The sequence below is a fragment of the Pirellulaceae bacterium genome (assembly GCA_019636385.1).
In the GTDB taxonomy this organism is placed as follows: Bacteria; Planctomycetota; Planctomycetia; order Pirellulales; family Pirellulaceae; genus Aureliella.
In genome coordinates this window covers 878,903-900,538 of sequence record JAHBXT010000001.1, presented here as the reverse complement: position 1 = coordinate 900,538, position 21,636 = coordinate 878,903, and the positions used below count along the sequence as shown (strand labels likewise).

The following is a 21,636-nucleotide window of genomic DNA, read 5'->3' as shown; positions in this document are numbered from 1 at the left end:
GAATCCCGCCAGTGGTTGCACGAGCGACTGTTGGCGGGATTTGAATTTTTCGGGCGGTACCGGCAATTTCAGACGGGATTGTCACAGTCCTTTGCCTCGCGTGTCCAAGGAGTTCATGTCTGTTAGAGTAGAAAGAGGAGTAGGGCAGAAAGAGGTGTTCTGAGCGAGGAATGCGGTGATGCATAATCCCTTTGCCGAGGTTATCGATGAATCCACGGATAACGACCTGATCGCGCGGGCCAAGAGCGGCAACCGAGAGGCCTTGGAAAAGCTGGTCCTGCGACATCAATCGTGGATCTATAACATCGCAGTCCGCATGGTCTTTCACGCGCAGGATGCGGAAGAAGTCACGCAGGAAGTGCTGATCAAGGCCATCACCCGACTCAGCACGTTCCAGGGGGAAAGCCAGTTTCGCACCTGGCTCTACCGCATCACGGCCAACCACGTGCTGAACATGAAGCGGCGCGGCGGGGAAACCGAAGCCCAAACCTTTTCCAGCTACGCCGCCGCCATCAACGACACCCCCAACCTGGACCTGCCCGACCCGAAGTCCGTGCCGGTCGATGTGCCGCTGCTGGTTGAAGAAGCCAAAATCTCCTGTACTACGGGGATGTTGCTCTGCCTCGACCGCAAGCAACGGCTGATCTTCACGCTGGGCGAAATCTTCGGAGCCAGCGACACGGTCGCCAGCGAAATCCTGGAGATGACCGCCGACAATTTCCGGCAGAGCCTCTCTCGCGCCCGCCGCGAACTCTACCAGTTCATGCACGGCCAGTGCGGTCTGGTCAACGCAAACAACCCCTGTCGCTGCCCGAAGAAGACCAGGGGCTTTATCGAGGCGGGACATGTCGATCCCGGACAGCTGCAATTCGTCCCGCTGCATGTGCAACGCATCTCGGAAGCGGCAGAAGGTATCGTGCGGACCATCGAGAATACCGTGAATGAACAATACGCGGCGATTTTCCGCGAGCACCCCTTTCTCGAACCGAAGAATCAGTTCGACTGTCTGCGGCAACTGCTCGACAAAGGCGATTTCGGGACAGCGCTGCAACTCAATTGAAGAATCCTGAAATCGCTTGTCACAGTCTCCTTCCCGTGGTGTCTACGGGAGTAAGGAGGACAAGTGATGTCGAAATTGCAACGCAAAGTGGCTCTCGTAACGGGAGCGTCCAAGGGCATCGGAGCGGGAATTGCCAGGGAGCTTGCCGCTGTGGGTGCGGCAGTTGTGGTGAATTACGCGAGCGACCGAACCGGCGCGGAATCCGTCGTCAATGCGATTACCGCTGGAGGTGGCCGTGCCATCGCGATTCAGGCGAATGTCGCGAAGTCTGCCGATGTTGCCGAGCTTTTCGAGCGGGCGAAGGAAACCTTCGGCTCTCTCGACATTCTGGTCAATAATGCCGGCGTCTATCGGGCGATGCCTGTCGCGGAACTGACCGAGGAAGAGTTCCACCGCGAGATCAAAGTCAACCTGCTCGGGCCATTGCTGGTTATCCGCGAATCGCTCCCGCACTTCGGATCGGATGGCGGAAGCATCATCAATATCGGCTCCGGTGCCTCGCGCTCGCATCCGCCCGGATACTCGATCTACTCCGCCAGCAAAGCGGGCCTCGATGCCGTGACCGGCGTGCTGGCCAAAGAACTCGCCCCGCGAAAAATTCGCGTTAACTCCGTCAATCCCGGCGCCACGCTTAGCGAAGGGACGAAGGAGGCGGGACTGTACGGCGTCGATAATGACATAGAAAAGCACCTCGTCGCCATGACCCCTCTGGGCCGAATGGGTACGCCAAGAGACATCGCCAAAATTGTTTCGTTTCTCGCCTCGGATGACTCCGGCTGGTTGACCGGCGAAGTTATTCTTGCTTCCGGCGGTTTGCGATAACCCAAATTCCCACACCTCAACAGGAGAAATACATGCCAGCTTATGTGGTGTTCATTCGTGAAAAAACGCTCGATCAATCCGAACTGGAAGCCTACTGGGAGAAAGTAACAGCGACACTGCAAGGTCGCCCGTTCAAAGTGCTAGCCGCCTATGGTAAGCATCTGACACTGGAAGGACCGGATGTCGAAGGCGTTGTGATTGCTGAATTCCCAAGCGTGGAAGAAGCCCAAGACTGGTATGATAGCCCGGCGTATCAAGATGCAGCCCAACACCGCCATCGCGGAGCTGTCTATCGTGGCGTGATTGTCCAGGGAATATGACTATCGTACGCAAGCCCGGTTGGATCATAGCGGCATTGATTTCCTAGGGAAGTGCCATCTAAAAGCAGTGTCCTAATTTCGCGCTCCGGAGTTAAAAAGGCTCAATGGGCGGCTGTTGCCCCGACATGCGAAAACCCAGTATTTCCCTGTGATTTTGTGGTGTTTTTCGGGACACGACATTTGGTCGCCAGGCCTGCCAAATTTTGCCAGGTTCTGCCACCTGGCGCAACAAATGGTCGCTAGCAGCCGCAACAATTCTTGCCAGATTTCGTACGACAGTTATACATCATGTTTCGGCCCAGTCCTGACCTTCTTTAAGATTCAACCATGCAGCAGCCATTTACGGTCTTGGTTACCGGCGGATCGGGATATGTCGGCGGACGCTTGATCCCGCTGTTGGAGCAGAAGGGCTTGCGAGTCCGGTGTTTGGCTCGACGGCCAGAATTCTTGAAAGCACGGGTGTCACCGACCACCGAAATTTTCCGTGGCGATGTACTGCAAGCGGAGACTTTATTGCCGGCGTTGGAGGGTGTGCAAGTAGCTTACTATCTGGTGCACTCGATGGGTACTGCGGCGGATTTTGAGGAGGATGACCGACAGGCCGCCTTGAATTTTGCCGCCGCCGCTCGAAGCGCCGGTGTCAGGAGAATCATCTATTTGGGAGGACTGGGAGATGAGTCTACCAATCTGTCGAAACATTTGCGAAGCCGACAGGAAGTTGGCGAATGCTTGCGTACTTCTGGGGCTTTGGTGATTGAGTTTCGAGCCTCGATCGTGATCGGTTCTGGGAGTTTATCGTTCGAGCTGATAAGGGCGTTAGTTCAAAAGCTGCCGGTGATGTTGTGTCCTCGATGGGTCTCTACGCAGGCTCAGCCGATCGCCATTGAGGATTTGCTTTCGTATTTGACTCTCGCTCTGGATTGCCCGCTTGAAGGTAGCCAAGTTTTTGAGATCGGCGGTCCGGATCGCATGTCTTATGGTCAAATCATGCAGGAATATGCTCGACAGCGTGGATTGCGACGCTGGATGATTCCCGTGCCATTTTTGTCTCCGCGGCTTTCTAGTCTGTGGCTAGGCTTGGTCACGCCTGTCTATGCACGAGTTGGACGAAAATTGATCGATAGCCTGCAAAACGCAACCGTGGTCAATGATCGGCGGGCGCTGATGCAATTCGATTGTAAGCCGCGAGGAGTCCGGGAGGCAATTGAGCGGGCTCTGAAAAATGAAGATCAAGAACTGGCTGCGACACGGTGGTCCGATGCGCTTTCTGCATCGGGGCCATTGCCACCCTGGGGTGGTACACGTTTCGGAACACGCTTGGTTGACTCTCGGTCACTGGACGCTCCCATTCCGCCTTCAAACGCTTTCTACCCCATCCAACGTATAGGCGGTCATACTGGCTGGTATTTTGCCAACTTTCTGTGGCGGATCCGTGGGTGGATGGATCTACTGGTAGGCGGTGTCGGGATGCGCCGTGGCAGGCGGGAATTAGACGAACTGCGAGTTGGAGATACGCTCGACTGCTGGCGGGTTGAGGCGTTTGAACCCGAGCGACGGTTGAGGCTGTTTGCCGAAATGCGACTTCCCGGTCGAGCGTGGCTGGAATTTGAAGTCAAGCCAACGGCAGCCGGTTGCCAAGTTCGTCAAACGGCCGAGTTCGATCCGGTCGGACTGTTCGGCCTAGCCTACTGGTACGGAATCTACCCGTTGCATGAGATAGTGTTCGCTGGCATGCTACGGGAAATTGTGCGTCAGGGCATGAACAGTGCGCGAGTCCAAATGCACTCGCCATCTGTCACCAAGCAGGCGCTCTGGTTAGTCGGTCTGCTTTTGGCTACCTGGAGTGCGGCAGCGTTAGGGGGTTGGGCAACCGGTAGTTCTGTGGGGAGTTGGTATCAAGAATTGTCAAAACCGCAGTGGCATCCGCCCGATTGGATTTTTGGCCCTGTCTGGTCAGCCTTGTACTGCATGATGGCCGTGGCGGCTTGGCTGGTCTGGCGGCGAGTTGGCTGGCTGGACGCACGGTGGCCAATGTTTCTGTACGCTGCGCAGTTAGCCCTAAACGCGCTGTGGTCTGTCTTGTTCTTCGGATTGAGAAGCCCAGGACTCGCCATGGCCGAGATTCTATTGCTGTGGGTGGCCATCGCCATTACCACCATCCAGTTTGCTAGCCGATCCGCTTGGGCCGGTTGGTTGATGGTCCCCTACCTGCTGTGGACGACTTTTGCGGCCATTCTCAATGGAACGTTGTGGAGCATGAATTGATGAATTGGCAGTTGACCGGCACAAGTCGCTGTGAGTGCAATGGCTTCCCTGCGTGCCACATTGCTACAACAGCAAGCAATGCTCAGTTGTTATTAATATTCAGTTACGTCTGACGAAAGGTAACTTTGTTGCGAGCGCCACGTAAAAGCCGGAACGGGGCCAGCAAGTTGTTCCGCCAACTGGTTCCGGTTCCATCTGCTCGCAGAAGCAACATAGTCATATCGTCTCCCATCGGCTCGCTGGAGCTCTTCCGCAAGCGTTCGACCAGTTTTGATAAGAATGCCGCCGGAGCCGTCCCGCTCATAGCCTGAGCCAGTGACAGAAGCCCCGCTGAGTTTAACTGTCGATCGTTGCTTAACCGCATTTCCGTGACACCGTCGGTATAGGCAAGTAACATGTCTCCGGGGCCAAGCGTCAGGCGAGATTGGCAGTACTCGACGCCTTCCACGATACCAAGCGGCAGATCGCTCAATTCTGTGGTGTCTGCTGAGCCTGGGTCGCAAATCTCCCAGGTACAGCTCTTATCACGGAAGAGTATGGGGTGGGGGTGGCCTGCCGTGGAGAGTTGCAGGGACCGTGTTGAGGCGAAAAAGGTGCCCACTAAGGCTGTTGCAAAGTTTCCTTCCCCTAATCCCGTGAAATCCTTGTTGATTTCGGCTACAAACAGTTGTTGACTGACGCGATTAATGTGCTTGCGCATTAAATCCCGTAAGCGGCTAGCGCATTGCGAAACCGCCACGCCATGACCGCTGACATCCGCCAGAAGTAGTCGTGTTATTCGCCCCGAAGCACAAGACGAGAGATAATAAACATCACCTCCACTCGCAGCTTCATCGTAAGGCCGGGAATACAGCCAAATCTCCAGTCCTGGCAAGCGGAAATAACGTTCGATCCCTCGATTCCCACCCCAAACTTCCATGCACTGAAGTTGGTCGGAATCGAGCGTTGACGAGGTCGATGTTCCACCTGTTAACATATCGTAATCCGCAGATTCTCGTGCGATTGGTTCAAATCTTGAGGCTAGAATACACTGAGCTTCTAGTTCCTACCAGGGCTGAGTGTAGTGTCGCTGGTGCGCTCCAAACGTCGAAGGCGTCGTGCTGGCTGAGGCCCCACCGCTGCAAGAATCCCGTGCCGGGTACGCTTGCCCCGACCTATCCGAATGCAGCCCAACACCGCCATCTAAGCGCGGGCTGAATGGCTACCTGCTGGTATACGATTTCCTTCACCGCCCGGCCACAGCAGCCCGACCGCTGCTAGGATGGTAGACTGTGAACACTGGTAGCATGATCGTGAAGCTTCCTTAAGGAGTCATAAACCATGGTTGCCATTTACTCTCGGCTTCGATTCGTTACGGTAGCATTAGCATTAGCATTGTGCGTTCCGCCGAATGGTCTTGGCGCTCAACCGCCGGGGCGGAGGGATGCGCGCGATGCTCGGTCACAGGCGACCATCGAGCCGGCCGATTACCATCATACGCGCATCAATACGGTGGACCCCACCCAGAGCATGCAGTTTTATGAGACGATTGTGAATGCCCAACGAATTTCGTATCGCGGCAGCTCCAACGCGGTACTGGTCGACCGTGCTTTGATTCTGTTTAACACGGTTAGCCAACCACCGCCCTGGCAATTGGAAAGCGGCTTGTATCACATCGGCTGGGGATGCAAAGATGCGGTTGCCGAATTCGAATGGTTGAGAAAGCACCAAGTTGAAATCGAAACACCGCCCAGAGCCCTCGGACAACACAAGTACCTGTATGCCTTTGGGCCGAGTCGCGAGTTTTTCGAATTCTATTCGGGCATTCCTCAACCTCGATTTGCGCACGTGCATTTGATCACCCACGATGTAGGGGCAACCGCTCAGTGGTACATGGACAACCTTGGACTGCGTGGGCCCAGCCGGATTCCCCCTCGACCGTCTTCACCACCAGACGACTTTGAGCCAGACCCCAATAACCCGCTGCTCACGCTGCGCTACATGTGGATGACCGAGTTGCGCACAGCGGACGATGTGCGCATCAATATTTTCGCAGCGCCGGGCCACGGCAGCGTCAATTGGTGGACGCACGCTCCCACGCCACCAGAAACGCTGCTGCCCAGCGCTGGTCGAGCCCTCGATCACATTGCCTTTTCCTTCCGCGACATCCAGCCCGTGCGCGATCGCATGCAATCCAATGGCGTCCAGATCATTGATGACATCAAGCTTCGCACCGATTTTGGCTTCAAGAGTTTTTATGTCCTCGGCCCCGATCACGTCACCATCGAGATTGTCGAAGAAAAGCCTATTCCGGAAGGGAGCTGGGAGTAGCCGTGGTTCAAGGATTTGCAGGGTGGGTCAAGCAAGCCGGCATAACGTTTCTGCCATTGCCAAATGTAAGCAAATGGCTGCAGAGTAATGCAAATACCATTGCGTCCGCTTGCGCCGCCTCACCACTGAAGCTCCAGTACTCCAGTACATCAAAAACCAATTCTTGGACCGTCTGGAATTACTGACTGATCAGTTCGACTCGCACTACTTTTTCAGCGGACACAATCGGCACTCCAGTAGACCAAGCAACGACACAGCTTCCACGGCCTTGGCGGAAAGCATCACCTTGCACATGTCTAAAGTCTACTAAGAATCAAGATCGCGCTAGACTGCCTAGGCCGCCTCGCATCTTGCTGGCCGTGATCACCCGGACAGCGGGGTTGCAATTGGAAGCTGCCTAAACTGTGCATCTCAATGGTCTACAAACCAACCAAACGATCGCGTAACGCGCCAATTGCGCCGACACAACGTCACGACGATCAGCGATTTATTTTTCCGCGATTACTTCAACTGCCTGTCCAGAGCGGAGCGAATTGGCGCGGACGAGCACGACTGGCTCATTACCATTTAGACCGGAGAGAATCTGCACATCATCGCCGACTCGTAGACCTAACTTGATTGGCTGGTGCTGGATCTTTCCATCCACAACGACGCAACAAACCGCCTCTGTAGCGGTCTTCACGATGGCTGAGATCGGTAGTGTTAGTACATCGCTTCGTTCTTCCAGTAGAATCTTGGCGGTTACGAACGCGCCGGGCAGTAATATCAGATCAGTGTTCTGAACATCGATTTCCGTAGAAAGCGAACGGCTGTGTAGGTCCAGTTGCAGGCTGGTGCGAGTTACTCTCGCATCAATTGATTCTCCAGATGCAATCTGAATCGTCACCGGGTCGCCTTGAAAGGCATCGTCGAATCCGGCATCGACCCAGGTAGCTTCGCTTTCTGGCACATTGACAAACACTCGGACCTTGGTCACATTGGCAATGGTCATCAGTGGTTGCGCGTTGCTGGCGCCTGCTGGCTGTACATAGTGGCCAGCATCAACGCGGCGATGAGTGACGTATCCGTCGAAGGGGCTCAACAGCTCGGTATAGGTCAGCATGGTTTCAGCCTGCTGAATATCGGCTTGGGCCACTTTGACTTTAGCCCTCGCCGCATCGATAGCGGTGGCGGCCGTCGTGACGTTGGCTGCCGCTTCCTGCTGTCGCGCCTTCGCAGACTCGATGATGGCCAACGCCTCTTGCTTGGCGGCGGCTGCTGCTTGGTACTGGCTAGCTGTTTCATCGGCCAGCTTGGGGGTCACCGACCCTTTGCTGACCAACTGCTGAATGCGTTGGTACTCAGAGTCCCAGCGAGCAAACTCGGCTTCCGAGCGGCCAACACTGGCTTGCGCCTGTACCACCATCGCGTGATAGGAATTGGCTGAGGCCTGCGCGGCTGCCAGGGCTGCTTCGGCTTGCTTGACCTGAGCCTCAGCCTGTAAGAGCAATCCGCGCTTCTGTTCCAGTTGGTCTTGATATTCGGGTGCCCGAATGCGGATCAGCAACTGACCTTTGGTCACCTTGTCTCCAATGTCAAAGTGAACTGTTTCTACATAGCCAGGTATCTTGGATAGGATCGGCGTCTCTTCAAAGGCCGCGACTCTCCCCGGCTGCTCTGTAAACAATCGCAGCGTCTTTGTGACGGCTGGTCCGGTGGTGACGCGAACTAAGGACGATCCCTCCCCAGCAGTTGAATTCAATTCGACAGCGACATCGTTCTGTGGATTACAGCCAGTGATGCTTAACACCAGGGCCGTTGAAAGCACACCAAAAATTACGGTTAGTTCTGATTTCATGGGGGGGTGTTTTATTATTGTTGAGCGGTCAGGTCGCAAAGTAGCGGCTCTCGGGATCATCAGGGTCCATCGACGCAGACTTCACACTAGCTTTTGACTGCAACAGTGCGAAGAAAACTGGCAGCATGAACAACGTAGCCAGGGTGGCTGCCATCAACCCTCCCACCACAGCTCGACCAAGCGGGGCGTTCTGTTGTCCAGCTTCGCCCAGTGCTAACGCCATTGGCAACATGCCGGCGGTCATCGCCAGGCTAGTCATCAAAATCGCTCGCAATCGGCTGCCAGCACCGCTGACAGCCGCAGTCAGGACGTCACCGTTTTCGCCGCGCCGGCTCTCTGCAAAGGTGATCAGCAGAATCGCGTTGGCCATCGCTACTCCAACTGCCATGATCGCCCCGATAAACGATTGGATGTTGATGGTCGTACCTGTGATGTGCAGCATCACGACGACGCCCGCCACGACCGCAGGTATCGTTGATACCGTCACCACGGCTAGGCGTAGCGACTGGAAGTTGGCTGTCAGCAGCAAGAACACCGCCACGATAGCCAGCAACAGTCCAATTGAGAGACCGGCTTCCATCTCTTGCATGGGCGGAATTTGGCCTCGTACCTCGACCGTGCTGCCTGTCGGTGGATCGCCAGCGCGCTTAATGGCTTGTTGAACTTGGTGTGCCACAGACCCCAAGTCGGCTCCCGAAATATTGGCGGTCAGCGTTACTTGGCGCTTCATGTTGTAACGATCATATTGCCCCGGCATGGTGCCGCGCTCGATAGTCGCTACATCTCGCACAAGTATTTGACCATTGTCTGTCTTGCGAAGTGGGATGCGGCCGAGCTGTTCTATGGATCCGACGGTTTCCACATCGTAAGGGGAACGAACCACAGGACGAGGTATCTCCACTTGCACCTGATAGGCCACGCCACTCTTGGGATCTGCCCAGTAGTTGGGAACCACAAATCGACTGGAGGAAGTGGCAGTGACCAGGGCTCGTGATACATCGACGGGCATCAAGCCTGCCAAGCCCGCTTTTTCGCGATCGACATGGACTTGCACGGTGGGGTAGTCCATCGACTGGCCAAGTTGAATGTCACGTAAGGCAGACACCCCAGCCAATTCTGTTCGCAATGTCTCGGCGAACTCACGATTCTTGCTAAAGTCGGTACCGCTTAGGACCACTTCAATGGGCGTTGGCGATCCAAAGCTCATGACCTCATTCACGATGTCTGAAGGCTCGAAAGAAAAGCGCACGTCGGGCATGTCTTTCGCCAATCGCTCCCTTATTTTCTCCTTCAACTGCTCGTCGGGCAGCAGGAGTTTGTTACTCAAGTCAACATACAGAATGGCTTCCTCAGGTCCGCGGGACCATTGGTAAACCGCATTAACCGGGAAATTGGAGTGAATCATTCCAACATAACCCAACGTCAGTTCAATGTTGTCTGGTCCTAGTTCATCGCCGATGATCTGCAACGCTTGCTTGGCCAGAGCTTCGGACTTCTCGATGTGCGTTCCATCGGATGCGCGCATCCGCAAGCGGAACTGACCGGCATCGACGACCGGAAAGACACCGCGCCCGAGTTGCGGTGCGATCCAAGCAACCACAGCGAGACAACCCACGAGATATGTGGGGGCGACCAACCAGCGCAGACTTACAAGCTTCGTCACGATGCTTTCGTAGCCGGCACGAAATCGATCGAAGAGTGTTTGGGGCTGGTGGTCATGATCATGTCCGCCCTTGAGCAGCCACACCGACATCACCGGCACAAAGGTGCTCGATAGCAAGTAGGACGCGATCATGGAGAAGCCGACCGCCAGCGACAGTGGCACGAATAACGCGCGCGCTGCGCCCTGCATAAAGAAGGACGATACGAACACTGCCAAGATACAGAGCATGGCCAGCAGCCGGGGCACGAGCGTCTCCAGCGACCCATCGCGTACGGCGAGCGCTAGGGGAACACCGCGTTGCAGGTGCGAGTGAATGTTTTCCATGGACACGGTAGCTTCGTCCACCAAAATCCCGATAGCCAAAGCCAAACCACCTAGGGTCATCAAGTTAATAGTTTGGCCGGTGATCCATAACGCTAGTATCGCAGAGCACAATGCCAAGGGAATGTTCAGAACAACGATCAGCGAACTTCGCCAATCGCGCAGGAACAGTAGGATCATCAAGCCCACCAGCAAGGCACCCAGCAAGCCTTCGGAAACAACGCCGCCGACCGCGCGTGTCACGTAGGGCGACTGATCGAACTCAAATCGGACATCGATCCCTTCACCATCCGCGCCTAACGCCTCCTTCATTTTGGGTAATGCGTCCTTGATGTTGTTGATCACGCTGAGCGTAGAAGCTTCAGCCCGCTTGGTGGCCAGAATGTAAACCGCTCGACGTCCGTTCACTAGAGCGTAACCAGCGGGGGCGTCTGCCGAATCTTGAATCAATCCGACATCTCGTAAGAACACCGGATTGTCGCCAACCCGAATCGGAATGGTCCCTAGTTGTTGCGGATCTTTCACAACCGAGTTAACAGGCACGATCGGGTAGGTGTCACCGATCGGAATATTGCCTGATGGACTGAGCGTATTCCCTTTGGTTAGCGACACGATGACTTCGTCCGGGGACATGCTATAGGATTGCAGCTTCTTGGGGTCGACCGTGATGACAATCGACCGTGCACTTCCTCCAAATGGTGGCGGTGCGGACACACCCGGCAGACTCGAAAACATGGGGCGTACCCGGAACAATGCCAAGTCTTGAATCTCGGCGATGCTACGAGTGTCGCTCGACAACACAAGGTAACCCACAGGGACCGACCCCGTATCATAACGCATCACGAACGGCGACACTGTTCCTGGTGGCATGAAGGCTTGTGAGCGGTTGACGTAGTTGATCGTCTCGGCCATCGCCTGAGCCATGTTGGTCTCAGGATGAAAGTACAGCTTCATGAGAGCCGTACCCTGCACGTTGCGCGATTCGACGTGATGAATCCCGCTGATGTACAGGAAGTGGTACTCGTAGTAGTTGGTTAAGAAGCCTTCCATCTGAGCGGGGTCCATCCCACCGTACGGCTGGCAGACATAGATGACCGGTAGATTAAGCTTGGGAAAGATGTCGACTTCCATCCCCCTGGGAAGTCCCGCCGGATAGGGCCACTTGAAGTGTTGGAACACAGCAGGCCCGACGGCTAGGAAGCAGCCCATGGACAGGCTCAATACCAGCACCATGACTGTCGCAGGGCGGCGCATGGCTGACAGAATTAGTTGCATGCAGTGGGCCTTCCTAGTGACTCACAACAGTTTCCGGAGGCCAGCAAGTCGCCTTGTTGAGACGAGCTTAGCCAGGCATCAAAGTTTCTCAGGCTGGATCTGCCAGTTTAGCCGGTCTATCCGGATCGCCCTACACCTGGGTCGATCAAAACTCGCTGTTTGACCGCTACAGACGCTACTGGTGCTCTTTTCGTTGGCCGAAACAAATTCAACACAAGCATCACAAATGGACGGGCGGACCGTCTCGGCTGAAAGGAATCAGGCGTGATGAGCTGGAACGATTCTGCGTGGGTAGTGGTCCTGGCCTGGACAATGATGTTCGCAGGTTGCGCAGCTACATCGCCCACACACAGGCGACTGGCCTCTCAGGGGTTGTCCGCTTCCCAGTCCGCTACTGAGCATGCAAGCCCCCAAACCCAGCCCGAGGGCAGCGCATGGCTACCACCGAATTTTTCCGTTGCTCCAGCAAACTTTACGACCGCCCAAACTGACACCGACCCATCGGTAGGCAGCGATCCTTCGCTGGTGGAGTTGGCGCTCCCTGGATCGGAATCTTCGCTCGAAAACAGTGATTCGACACCTGCCTCTGCCGAAGCCCGTGCCGTGCCCATCAATTTGCCGACAGTCCTGGCCATGATTGGTGGGCAACACCCGGTGGTTGGTTTTGCCCGCTGGCGAGTTCAAGAAGCCTACGCGCAGCTCGACCGAGCCAAGGTCATGTGGCTGCCGAGTATTCAATCAGGCTTCAATTACCGACGGCGGGATGGCAACTACCAGGATGTGCAAGGGGCGATTGTGGATGTGAATCTCAATTCGTTCAATTACGGGTTGGGCGCGGGAGCCGTCGCCGCCGGCTCGCCAACACAGCCTGGTATCGTGGCTAGGTTTCATCTGGCCGATGCACTATTCCTTCCCCAAGCGGCACAGAGGACCGTCTGGGCGCGAGGCCATGCTGCTACTGCGATACTCAACCAACAGCTACTGGGCGCTGGCATCGCCTACATGGACTTGCTGGAGGCCTGTCAAGATCTGGAGATCATTTCAGAAGCGGTCCAGCGGACCACCGAACTGGCAAAAATTACCAGAGACTACGCAGAAGCTGGGCAGGGCCTGCAGTCTGACGCAGATCGCACCGCCACAGAGTTCGCCTTGCTCCAGACACGCCAACTAGCTGCAGTTGAGCGACAGCTTGTCGCGTCCACTCGCTTGGCTCGTGCGCTCAGCATTCCGATGACGTCTGCGCTGCTTCCGCAAGATACCGTCATCATACCGCTGGAGATGCTTGAGCCATCATCCGACGAAGCTACACTCATTGCGGCTGGTCTATCCGCGCGACCTGAGCTGAAAGAGTCTCAAGCCTTGGTGGCAGCAGCCTGCCAAGCCTACAAACGCGAGAAGTACGCCCCCTTTGTCCCCAGTGTCTTGCTGGGCTTCAGTACTACTAGCTTTGGTGGCGGGTTGGGTGGCAACACAGACAATTTCGGCGGACGCTATGATATCGACGCCATGATGGTTTGGGAAATGCGCAACTTGGGTCTTGGTGAAGCAGCCGCCAGAAGTGAACGCACTGCGCAGGTTCAGCAAGCGACCTTTGCCAAGCTGCGCATGATGGATCAAGTGGCACAAGAGGTGGCCCAGGCCAATGTGCAAGTCCGCCTGCGCCGGCAACAACTGCAGATGGCTCAGATCGCCATTGCCAGCGCTCGTGATTCGTACCAACGCAACCTCGATCGAATTCGCGATGGCCTAGGCCTGCCGATTGAATTTCTGCAGTCGATCCAAGCACTTGAACAATCCCAGCGCGCTTATCTAAATGCGGTTGCCGATTACAATCGTGCCCAACTGCAACTTCAATGTGCACTGGGGTGGCCCATAACCGCGCCACCATCTCCATAAGTCAACTCAAAAACTTGGTAACAGAACTGGCATGGCATTGCGTCGATTTTAAATCGAGTTGCGGCATGGCGATCTCGCAGATCAAGGCAGGAAGTTTTTATGTCATTTACCAGCACTCAGCTTTGGCAACGGCTGATCGCAGAAGGTTTAGCTTCCGAGGTGCGGTGCAAAGTTTGGGCAACAGAGGTCGCGCGAAGCTTGCCACCGCGCGATCAAACTAACGGAATCAAAGTACTGAAGTGGCTCATCGAATCTGGAGATTTGACCAACTACCAAGCACGCGCGCTGGCAGGACAAAGTCAGGATGTCTTACGACGTGGCGACTGGCATATTCTGCGCAGGGTCGCGCAACCTATCTGGTCGGGTTGGTATGAGATCACCAAAGTTGGCATGGCCAGCGGCAAGCAATCCGAGCCCGTGTGGGGACGCTGGATCAGCCGCCAACAGGCAGAGCAGGCCAGAGCCAGTGCCGATGGGCTACCGCGAGTCGTGCAACTGTCCAGTCTGAAGTCTAGGCATGTTCAGGCCGTCGAGCCGCCGGAGCTGGCCGATGGCCAATTACTGCTCCGCGTGCGCCCTGTTGACGGAACGCTGCTGTCACATCGCCAGCCTACCGCACCGCCTGTGCGCGAGACAATCGCGCAGATCATGCAGACGGTGCGGCAGTTGACACAGGCGTTGGCCGACCTACATGCTGCGCGGATTGTTCATGGACGCGTCTTGCCAGATCGTGTGGCTTTGGATTCTCGACGTGCTGTGACGCTGATCTGCGATCCATTGACGAGTGCCACTGTTGCCAGCGATGCAACGGAAAAAATCTCAATTGTCAGTGGTGTATTGGCAGCGTCACTGCCGGGTATGAATACTGACGATTTTCTGCCACCTGAATTGTTGATCAGCCGCCCTGCCCTGTCGCTGGCCAGTGATGTGTACATGTTGGGAGCCACTTGGTGGTGGCTGCTGACGGGAGCAGCGCCCACCGACCGTTCATCGATCAACCAACCTGCAGCCAGTACGGGCGCAAAACCAGATTTCGCGAATGCCGATCTGCGGCTGGAACAACCATTATTGGACTGTTTGAAGTTGTGCTTGGCGAAGCAACCCTCGGATAGGCTAGCGGACGCTACGGCAGTCCTGGAAGCGCTGAACGCTGCAACATCGGCATCCCCCAGTCGTCTACGGTCGCCTGGCAAAATAGATTCCGTCGACAACGGTGCTCAATCGGCAAATTCGAGCGAGGCCAAGTCCAGTCGCGCGGCACAAGTCGGCGCACAGCAGCCAATCCCCGTAGTTTCCAAGCACAAAAAGCGATGGATGCTGGCCGTGATCATGGGGTCGTTGGTATTGGTTGGCGGTCTGCTCGTGTTGGGCTGGAATACGTGGAGCCTCGTCCTAACACCTGCGCCGACAACGGTTAGCCAGCTGCCTGACCTGCCAACGCAGTCAGTCGAGTCCCAGCCGATCGAACGCGACCCGTTGCAGGATCGCTATCGGATTACGGATAGTTCCGACCTGCCCTGGGCACCACCCTGGCCAGCCGAACCGTTGAGGCTGGATTTATTGCCTCCAGGCGCTCAGCTGATTCTCTCTTGGCACCCGGCACGCATCAGCACCCTGAGCCGCACTGCATCGTGGGTCGATGTCATGCGTAATGACCGGCCGTGGGATGCGCTGCTGAGTGATGTTGCGAAGGCTACTGGTCTACCGCTGGAGGCTCTCAAGCATGTGCTGGTCGCATATTATCCTGAGCGCAACGAGGATCGGCGACCCGAGCAGGCGTTTCGCGTTGAATTGGTGCAAGGCATGACGCGGCAGCAGCTCCTGGCAGCGTGGGCCACTGATTCGCAAGAGTCTGCAGCCACCATGGTCGATGGCGGTCGATCGAATCGGATCATACGCAGCGGCCTACGGAGCTACTATCTGGGACCAGTGGCGGATAGCGATGCGCAACAAGCTTCCGCTGGGAGCTCGCAGTTGATCGAGAGCTTCGGTGTGGGCCCCAGCCAATTGATGATGGAAGTGGCTCAACAAAATGGGGTCGCGGGGACGATCCAACCGCACCTAGCCAGGTTGCTAGAGCGCACGCACCGCGACTGCGACCTATGTCTGCTGTGTTCGCCGCGCTTCCTGAACACGGAGGGGCGTTGGCTGATGGAGCAATTGCCAGAGCGCATGCGGCAGGTTATTGGCACGGTGCTGCCCATCGACGCGCGAGCTGTACTGATGCAAACGTCGTTTGCGCCCCAATGGTACTGGGAATTTCAAATGATCGGCGCCAGCGATGCTGATTCGCCGCGTTTAGCTCGCAGCTTGAACCAGTCGATTCGTCAGGCCCGGCAGCAAACCGCAGCTTGGTTAAACAGCCGACAGCCGCATCCACATTGGCGTGAACTTGCCCAGCGATTGCCAGGGATGTTAGGAGCTTGGAGCGACTACACCCGCGTGGGCGTCGAAGACGGTGCTGTAATCGCCAACGGTTATTTGCCGGCAGATGCGCAGTCGGGTCTGGTGACAGGCGCGTGGACGGCCATGCAAGATTGGGCGCTGCCTGATGGGGAAGTCCAAATGCAGTCCAACCGCTGACGACTCGTTGGCAGCTAGCCGCCAATTTGCAGTTCGTATTGAATGGCGTACTTGGACAGCAGGTCTCGGGCGGTGTTATCCAAGCCAGTGCGGTCGGTCGTTGACTTAACCGTCAGATGTACCGCAGCGGACTTGCCGTGCAGGCTGTGGGGTCCAACTTTTACCCGGCAGGTGTCCACACCCTCCAACTGTTGCAGGGCGACGGTAAGCGCAAATTCGGTTTCGCGCCAGATGAGCTGCGGCTTGAATATCTTGCCAACGGCCGTCAGCGGTAGAGCTTCGATAATATGCACCGCCTTGGGAACAGCAGCTCGCTCGCCGACATTCTTTTCAGCGTGTTTTAGCAGTTCTTCGGAGGTTGCTTGCGTACCCGGCTTGAGCTGCACGTAGGCCACGGGAACTTCGCCGGCGTGAGGGTCAGGGCGACCGATGGCGGCTGCCAACGACACCGATGGGTGATCATGCAGCGCGTCCTCAATTAGTCGTGGATCGATGTTGTGGCCGCCTCGAATAATCAGTTCCTTGCTGCGACCAGTGATCCAGAAGTAGCCATCGGCGTCTTGACGCCCCAAGTCGCCGGTGTTGAGCCATGGTGCGCCGCCATCTCCCGTATCGACCCAAACTCCGCGATTGAGCGCCGGATTGGAGTAGCCCTTGAATACGCAAGGACCGCGCAAAATGATCGTACCAATCTCATCAGCTTCGCAGTCGCGCAAGTACTTGCCTTGCGCATCCAACGAGACGACTTTCATCTCTTGATAGGGCAGGCGGTAGCCAATTGAGCCGATACGACGCTCGCCGCAACCTGGATTGACCGAATTAACACACGTACCTTCGGTCTGGCCGTAGCCTTCCAGGATACGCAAGCCGGTGCGCTGTTCAAAATTGCGAAACAGCTCGGCGGGCATGGGTGCCGCACCGCACAGCGCGTAGTCCAGACAGCTAACATCGCTATCACCGATGGGCAAATTCAGCAGTGTACTGTAGATGGTGGGAACCGCGCTAAAAAAGTTGATTCGATAGTGATCAACAATCTTCCAGAAGTTGGGGATGACTCCTGGACCGCGATAACCTTGGGGCGTGGCCAAAATAATTGTCGCACCGCCGATCAGCGGCATGAACACACTGACGACCACGCCATTGACGTGGAATAGCGGCAGGCCACAGAAGGCGACTTTGCCCAGCCCCATACCTCCGCCCAGTGGCTGCAATCCGGACCAAGCGTCAAACACTTCGTTGAAATGCGTATGCTGAGCCAACTTGGGCGTGCCCGTTGTTCCGCCAGTGTGAAAGTAGGATGCCACATCATCCGGCTGAATCTGGCGGCCTGACTGCAAGCGATCGCCAGGATAACGCGCGACGGTTGAAGTAAAATCCAGGATCTTCGCCCGCACCGGCGGAGTGTTCATACGCAGCCGCATCAGTCGCACCAACTGACGTTTGCCGAATGGCAGATAATTGCTCAGGTCGACCTGGATAATTGTCTCAAGAGTTGGAACTTGATCGACAATCGAAGCCACCTTCTGCCACAGATCGCTACCGACCATCGGGGCCAGCGTCACCAACACCTTGGTCTTGGCCGTATTCATGATCTCGGCGATCACATGCGGCTCCAGCAGCGGATTGATGGGATTGACAATGCCTGCTGCCTCGCCGCCCCACAGGGTAAAGATCGCTTCGGGGGCATTGGGCAGAATCGTAGAGACCACACTATCGGGTCTAATGCCCAGGTCGTGAAGCATATTGGCTGTTTGATTGATCAGCTTGAGAACCTCGCTGTAGCTGTAGTCGTGCGAGTCCTTGAAAGCCGTGCCTTGCAGAAAGAATCGCAAGGCAGTATGGGAAGCGTGAATCTCACAACTCTGCTTAATCGCTGCGTACGTTGAGGGGGCGAGATGGCGTTCTGACAATGGAATTTTCTCAATTTCCAATACGTCTTCCAGCGTGCTTATACCATGACTTTCCATTACAGCAGTGGTCATCTTCAAACCTCGAAACGGATCCAACGATTCAATTGGGGAGCCCTTGGACTAGGCGAGCGACGAGGGACTACCCGATGTCCTTGTACACCTAGAGGGTTTAACATGCGGCAAATACAGAACTGGCACGCGTCAACTACGGCTTGCCAGGCAGTTGCCCCGCGACAGGCCAATATTGTAGCCGTAGCCCGAATGGTTTTCCATCGTCGCCAGGCCTATTCACGTCGCTTTACGGAAACTTCATGACCTTAATTCATCCACTTTGGATAAATTCACACCGCAATGGCCGCTACAGATTAACAGCTTTGGCGGTCAACGCGCGGTGGTGGGCCGGCGCGAGTCGACACATACCGTTTTCAACATATCAGGAGCAGTCGACTGACCGCGTGTTGCAGCATTTCAGCTTCATTCGTCGGTTCGCTTGTCTCAGCCTGCGTGGTACAATCGTCCGCAGGCTGCGACGAAAACCAATTGCCAGGGAGTTCTGATGACCGACACCGCTTGGCTGGAGATTATCAGCTCTCGCCAGTTCACGCACTGGATGCTCGAACATCGCCTGAGCGTGGCGTTTACAACCTAAGACGCAGGTAAGCTGTTCCTGCTAGGTTTGCAAACCAACGGACGATTGTCGATCTTCGAGCGAACCTGTCAGCGTTGTCTGGGACTGTGGTTCCATGGGCAAACCCTGTGGATGTCGTTGCTGAGTCAATTGTGGCACTGTGGAAGCCGCTGTAATTCAGCAACCAAGCTGCTGGGGATCGCTGCCATCTGAATGGAGTTGCGCTCGACAATGGCGTGGCCATATCTGTCACCGCAGTCAGTCAATCGGACGTGGCAAACGGCTGGCGCGACAGGCTGCACTGAGCCACTGCATCTGCAAGCGGAAAGCCGAACAAGTATCCAAACTAGCCAGAGCGCATTTATTGAATACCGCAAGGCTTGTCCTGACGGGTTGTTCGGCTTCCTGCTACACTAAGCTTTCTGCAATGCAGTAGCCGATCGGACTTGTGTGGACTCATCAGTGTTGCCATGGATTCAATACAATCATCTCATGCTTGGCAGACCGTCGCACAGATGCTTACGTGTGCGCAGAGCGGACATGGTCTGGAGCGAATTAGTCCGGCAGATGGCCTGCGACTGAGCCTACTGCAGGCGATGGGTGACCAGCGAGTTGCGGCGGGCGTGGAGCAGCGCGCGTCGGGGCAGCGGCTGCAGGGCGAGTTACAAGCTGTAATTCATCAGTTGACCGTTTTTGACAAGATTAGTCGCTGTCCAATTCTGGGAATCGCGGGGCTGCTGAATTCTGGTAAGAGTTCTTTGCTGGCAACCTACCTCAGCTGTGAGGGGCGGCGGCGCGTATTGCGTGGTGTGTCTAATAAGGCTGGTACGCATCGGTTTGTGTTATGGTTGCCGACGCGCTGGCGCGAGCAGGCTGAGCTAATTAGTACGCTGCACACCTTTGTCGCACAACTGTTTGGCCACGCTGCCGAACAACTGGCTGACGAGCCTGACCTGGCGGCTCGGCAATACAACGGACAAATACTCACTGGCAATCAACGGGCTGACGGAGTGGCGCAGGTTGATCCACTGTCGGTACCTTTGGTGGCTTACGATGAGGCGCTGGATGATTTGCAGGTCGGACTATTGGATTGTCCTGACATTCAAACAGGGTTAGGCGTTGGTTCGCAGGCAGGTGATTGTGTGGCCTCTGCCAGACAGCAGCGGTTGGCGGCGATAGGCCGCCTGTGTTCCGCTTTTATCGTGGTTAGCCGAATGAATAGTTTGCACGATCAGGCATTGTTGGATTTGCTGACCACGCTGCGCGATGCCATGCCGGGAGTACCCAGATTTTTGGCTATCAATCGCGTTAAGGCGCGTTATGAGCCTGATGTTGTGGCCGGTCAGGCGCGCGGGCTGATCGATCGATTCGGCATCAGCAAGCTGTTTGTGGCCTACGATTTTCGGAGTCTGTTAGCCTCTACGCGAATTCCTCCGCAACCCTCGGGCATGGTACCCGAACTCGACGGATCGCCGCAACCGATTTTTTTTGAGCCACAGGCTGCATCAGGCAACTCTACAGACGTTAGTTCAACCGGGAAGCAAGCCGCAGGCTCAGCTGATCGGACTTCATCGGCAACAGTGGACCAGCCTAAATATTTGTTCCATTTAGGGCAGCAACTTGATCCCGGTTCGCTGTCGGCAGAGTGTTGCCGGAGTCTGGTACTGCAGCTGCGCGGCCGCGCGCTAGAGGCCGTCGATTGGATTCAGAACAACGAACAGCTTCGCCGGCAGCAGATTGTGGATGTGTGGCAATCGATCGCCCAGGCATGTTACGAATTCATGGCGCAGCGCAACGCGGAAGGCAAGTGCATTGGCTTGCGTTTGCAGACGTCGCCAGCGATTATTGCGCAGATGACCGATAGTCTGCGGCGCACGGCGCCGATGTGGCTGCGACCCAGTATGTATATCGACCGCACCGCGCGACAGCTTCAGCAGGCGGTCGCCGCCAAGGCAGAGCGATTGAAAATCATGCATGGTGCGTCGAAGATGGTCACCGATTTTGCCAAGAGATTCCGTCGTGGCGAGGGCGCTCAAGTGATGACTCCCGAACGAATTGGCCGCGCAATTCGTAGTTTCGATGTTCATGATGCGCTGCAAGCTCTGCCCGACGATCAATTACAGATCGGTTGTCAGCGAGCGCTTGAACGGTTTGCTGTCGAAGACCAACCCGAATTGGACGCTTCGGCACTGGACGAGTGGAGCCGCAGTGTGTGGAGCAATATGAGTTGGTCCGATCAACTGCGTCGCGGAGCCCAGCCGCTGGCGCTGGTCGTGGGGCCGCTGCTGGCAGCCTTGTTAATTCCTGTCGATGGTGGCGGAACGTCGGTGCTGGTATTCGCTTCGATCCAGGAATTAATGGCGGCCGCTGGAGTCACTGCGGTGCTGGCCGCAGCGGCCGGTGGTGGTCAAGCCATGAAAATTGTGCAAGAGGAGACTCCCTGGCGACAATTGAGTGATCTATTTGCGATCCTGTGTGATAGCTTGGGGTTGCCGCGTCCGAGCGCCGACGAACTGCCTAGTTGTGGCAGCAATCAGCGGCAACTACTGGCCAGCGAAAAGCCGATGAGCAGCGCAGGCGCTTGGAGCGCACTTAGCTTGTGGCGGGCTACGACAGGTGCGTTGGCTGATTTACAATCTGCTGCGGAAAAGCTGTCATGATTCGGATGGACCGATAGTTGCTGGGGCGAGCCTCACATACGAAATGGGTTTGACAACTTAACATGTCGCGACGATGGGAGCGTCTT

Annotated in this window: 13 protein-coding genes; 9 read left to right on the top strand and 4 right to left on the bottom strand. The window is 56.1% G+C overall.

Annotated elements, in window-relative coordinates; translation table 11 throughout:
- Positions 1-178 precede the first annotated feature (178 nt).
- The 4 genes from KF752_03480 to KF752_03465 all read left to right on the top strand — a co-directional run bounded on the left by KF752_03480 (position 179) and on the right by KF752_03465 (position 4,467).
- On the top strand, positions 179-1,060 hold the full coding sequence (locus KF752_03480) for an RNA polymerase sigma factor (protein MBX3420599.1): 882 nt from the start codon (positions 179-181) through the stop codon (positions 1,058-1,060).
- A gap of 63 nt (positions 1,061-1,123) precedes the next feature.
- Entirely contained in the window at positions 1,124-1,882 is a 759-nt protein-coding gene (locus KF752_03475) for a glucose 1-dehydrogenase (GenBank protein ID MBX3420598.1), read from the top strand.
- A 32-nt stretch (positions 1,883-1,914) separates the two neighbouring features.
- Positions 1,915-2,202 (top strand): DUF1330 domain-containing protein, encoded by a 288-nt coding sequence (locus tag KF752_03470; protein MBX3420597.1) that lies wholly within the window; start codon positions 1,915-1,917, stop codon positions 2,200-2,202.
- Between the two features lie 327 nt (positions 2,203-2,529).
- Entirely contained in the window at positions 2,530-4,467 is a 1,938-nt protein-coding gene (locus KF752_03465; GenBank protein MBX3420596.1) for a DUF2867 domain-containing protein, read from the top strand.
- A gap of 103 nt (positions 4,468-4,570) precedes the next feature.
- Here the strand turns inward: KF752_03465 and KF752_03460 are convergent, their stop codons facing one another.
- Positions 4,571-5,443 (bottom strand): serine/threonine-protein phosphatase, encoded by an 873-nt coding sequence (locus KF752_03460; GenBank protein ID MBX3420595.1) that lies wholly within the window; start codon positions 5,441-5,443, stop codon positions 4,571-4,573.
- Between the two features lie 344 nt (positions 5,444-5,787).
- Between KF752_03460 and KF752_03455 the strand changes: the two genes are divergently transcribed.
- A complete protein-coding gene (locus KF752_03455) occupies positions 5,788-6,777 on the top strand; it encodes a VOC family protein (GenBank protein ID MBX3420594.1) in 990 nt (329 codons plus the stop codon).
- A 487-nt stretch (positions 6,778-7,264) separates the two neighbouring features.
- On the opposite strand, the gene KF752_03450 is transcribed toward KF752_03455, so the two are convergent.
- Both KF752_03450 and KF752_03445 read right to left on the bottom strand, forming a co-directional pair.
- Positions 7,265-8,614, bottom strand: a complete 1,350-nt coding sequence (locus KF752_03450; protein MBX3420593.1) for an efflux RND transporter periplasmic adaptor subunit — start codon at positions 8,612-8,614, stop codon at positions 7,265-7,267.
- 28 nt (positions 8,615-8,642) lie between these two features.
- On the bottom strand, positions 8,643-11,873 hold the full coding sequence (locus tag KF752_03445; protein ID MBX3420592.1) for an efflux RND transporter permease subunit: 3,231 nt from the start codon (positions 11,871-11,873) through the stop codon (positions 8,643-8,645).
- Positions 11,874-12,140: 267 nt separating this feature from the next.
- Between KF752_03445 and KF752_03440 the strand changes: the two genes are divergently transcribed.
- Both KF752_03440 and KF752_03435 read left to right on the top strand, forming a co-directional pair.
- A complete protein-coding gene (locus KF752_03440; GenBank protein MBX3420591.1) occupies positions 12,141-13,769 on the top strand; it encodes a TolC family protein in 1,629 nt (542 codons plus the stop codon).
- 99 nt (positions 13,770-13,868) lie between these two features.
- Positions 13,869-16,352: a protein kinase gene (locus KF752_03435; GenBank protein ID MBX3420590.1), complete on the top strand. Its 2,484-nt coding sequence runs from the start codon at positions 13,869-13,871 to the stop codon at positions 16,350-16,352.
- A 14-nt stretch (positions 16,353-16,366) separates the two neighbouring features.
- On the opposite strand, the gene KF752_03430 is transcribed toward KF752_03435, so the two are convergent.
- On the bottom strand, positions 16,367-18,334 hold the full coding sequence (locus KF752_03430) for an acyl-CoA synthetase (GenBank protein ID MBX3420589.1): 1,968 nt from the start codon (positions 18,332-18,334) through the stop codon (positions 16,367-16,369).
- Between the two features lie 765 nt (positions 18,335-19,099).
- Between KF752_03430 and KF752_03425 the strand changes: the two genes are divergently transcribed.
- Together KF752_03425 and KF752_03420 are read left to right on the top strand one after the other, a co-directional pair.
- Positions 19,100-19,195, top strand: coding sequence for a hypothetical protein (locus tag KF752_03425; GenBank protein ID MBX3420588.1), 96 nt, complete (start codon positions 19,100-19,102; stop codon positions 19,193-19,195).
- Positions 19,196-19,360: 165 nt separating this feature from the next.
- Positions 19,361-21,550, top strand: a complete 2,190-nt coding sequence (locus KF752_03420) for a hypothetical protein (protein ID MBX3420587.1) — start codon at positions 19,361-19,363, stop codon at positions 21,548-21,550.
- The last annotated feature ends 86 nt before the right edge of the window (positions 21,551-21,636 follow it).

Coding starts and splice junctions, on each gene's coding strand:
- KF752_03470 (MBX3420597.1), top strand. CDS start 1,915: ATGCCAGCTTATGTGGTGTTCATTCGTGAAAAAACGCTCGATCAATCC.
- KF752_03460 (MBX3420595.1), bottom strand. CDS start 5,443: ATGTTAACAGGTGGAACATCGACCTCGTCAACGCTCGATTCCGACCAA.
- KF752_03430 (MBX3420589.1), bottom strand. CDS start 18,334: ATGACCACTGCTGTAATGGAAAGTCATGGTATAAGCACGCTGGAAGAC.
- KF752_03420 (MBX3420587.1), top strand. CDS start 19,361: ATGGATTCAATACAATCATCTCATGCTTGGCAGACCGTCGCACAGATG.
- KF752_03480 (MBX3420599.1), top strand. CDS start 179: ATGCATAATCCCTTTGCCGAGGTTATCGATGAATCCACGGATAACGAC.
- KF752_03465 (MBX3420596.1), top strand. CDS start 2,530: ATGCAGCAGCCATTTACGGTCTTGGTTACCGGCGGATCGGGATATGTC.
- KF752_03445 (MBX3420592.1), bottom strand. CDS start 11,873: ATGCAACTAATTCTGTCAGCCATGCGCCGCCCTGCGACAGTCATGGTG.
- KF752_03440 (MBX3420591.1), top strand. CDS start 12,141: ATGAGCTGGAACGATTCTGCGTGGGTAGTGGTCCTGGCCTGGACAATG.
- KF752_03455 (MBX3420594.1), top strand. CDS start 5,788: ATGGTTGCCATTTACTCTCGGCTTCGATTCGTTACGGTAGCATTAGCA.
- KF752_03435 (MBX3420590.1), top strand. CDS start 13,869: ATGTCATTTACCAGCACTCAGCTTTGGCAACGGCTGATCGCAGAAGGT.
- KF752_03450 (MBX3420593.1), bottom strand. CDS start 8,614: ATGAAATCAGAACTAACCGTAATTTTTGGTGTGCTTTCAACGGCCCTG.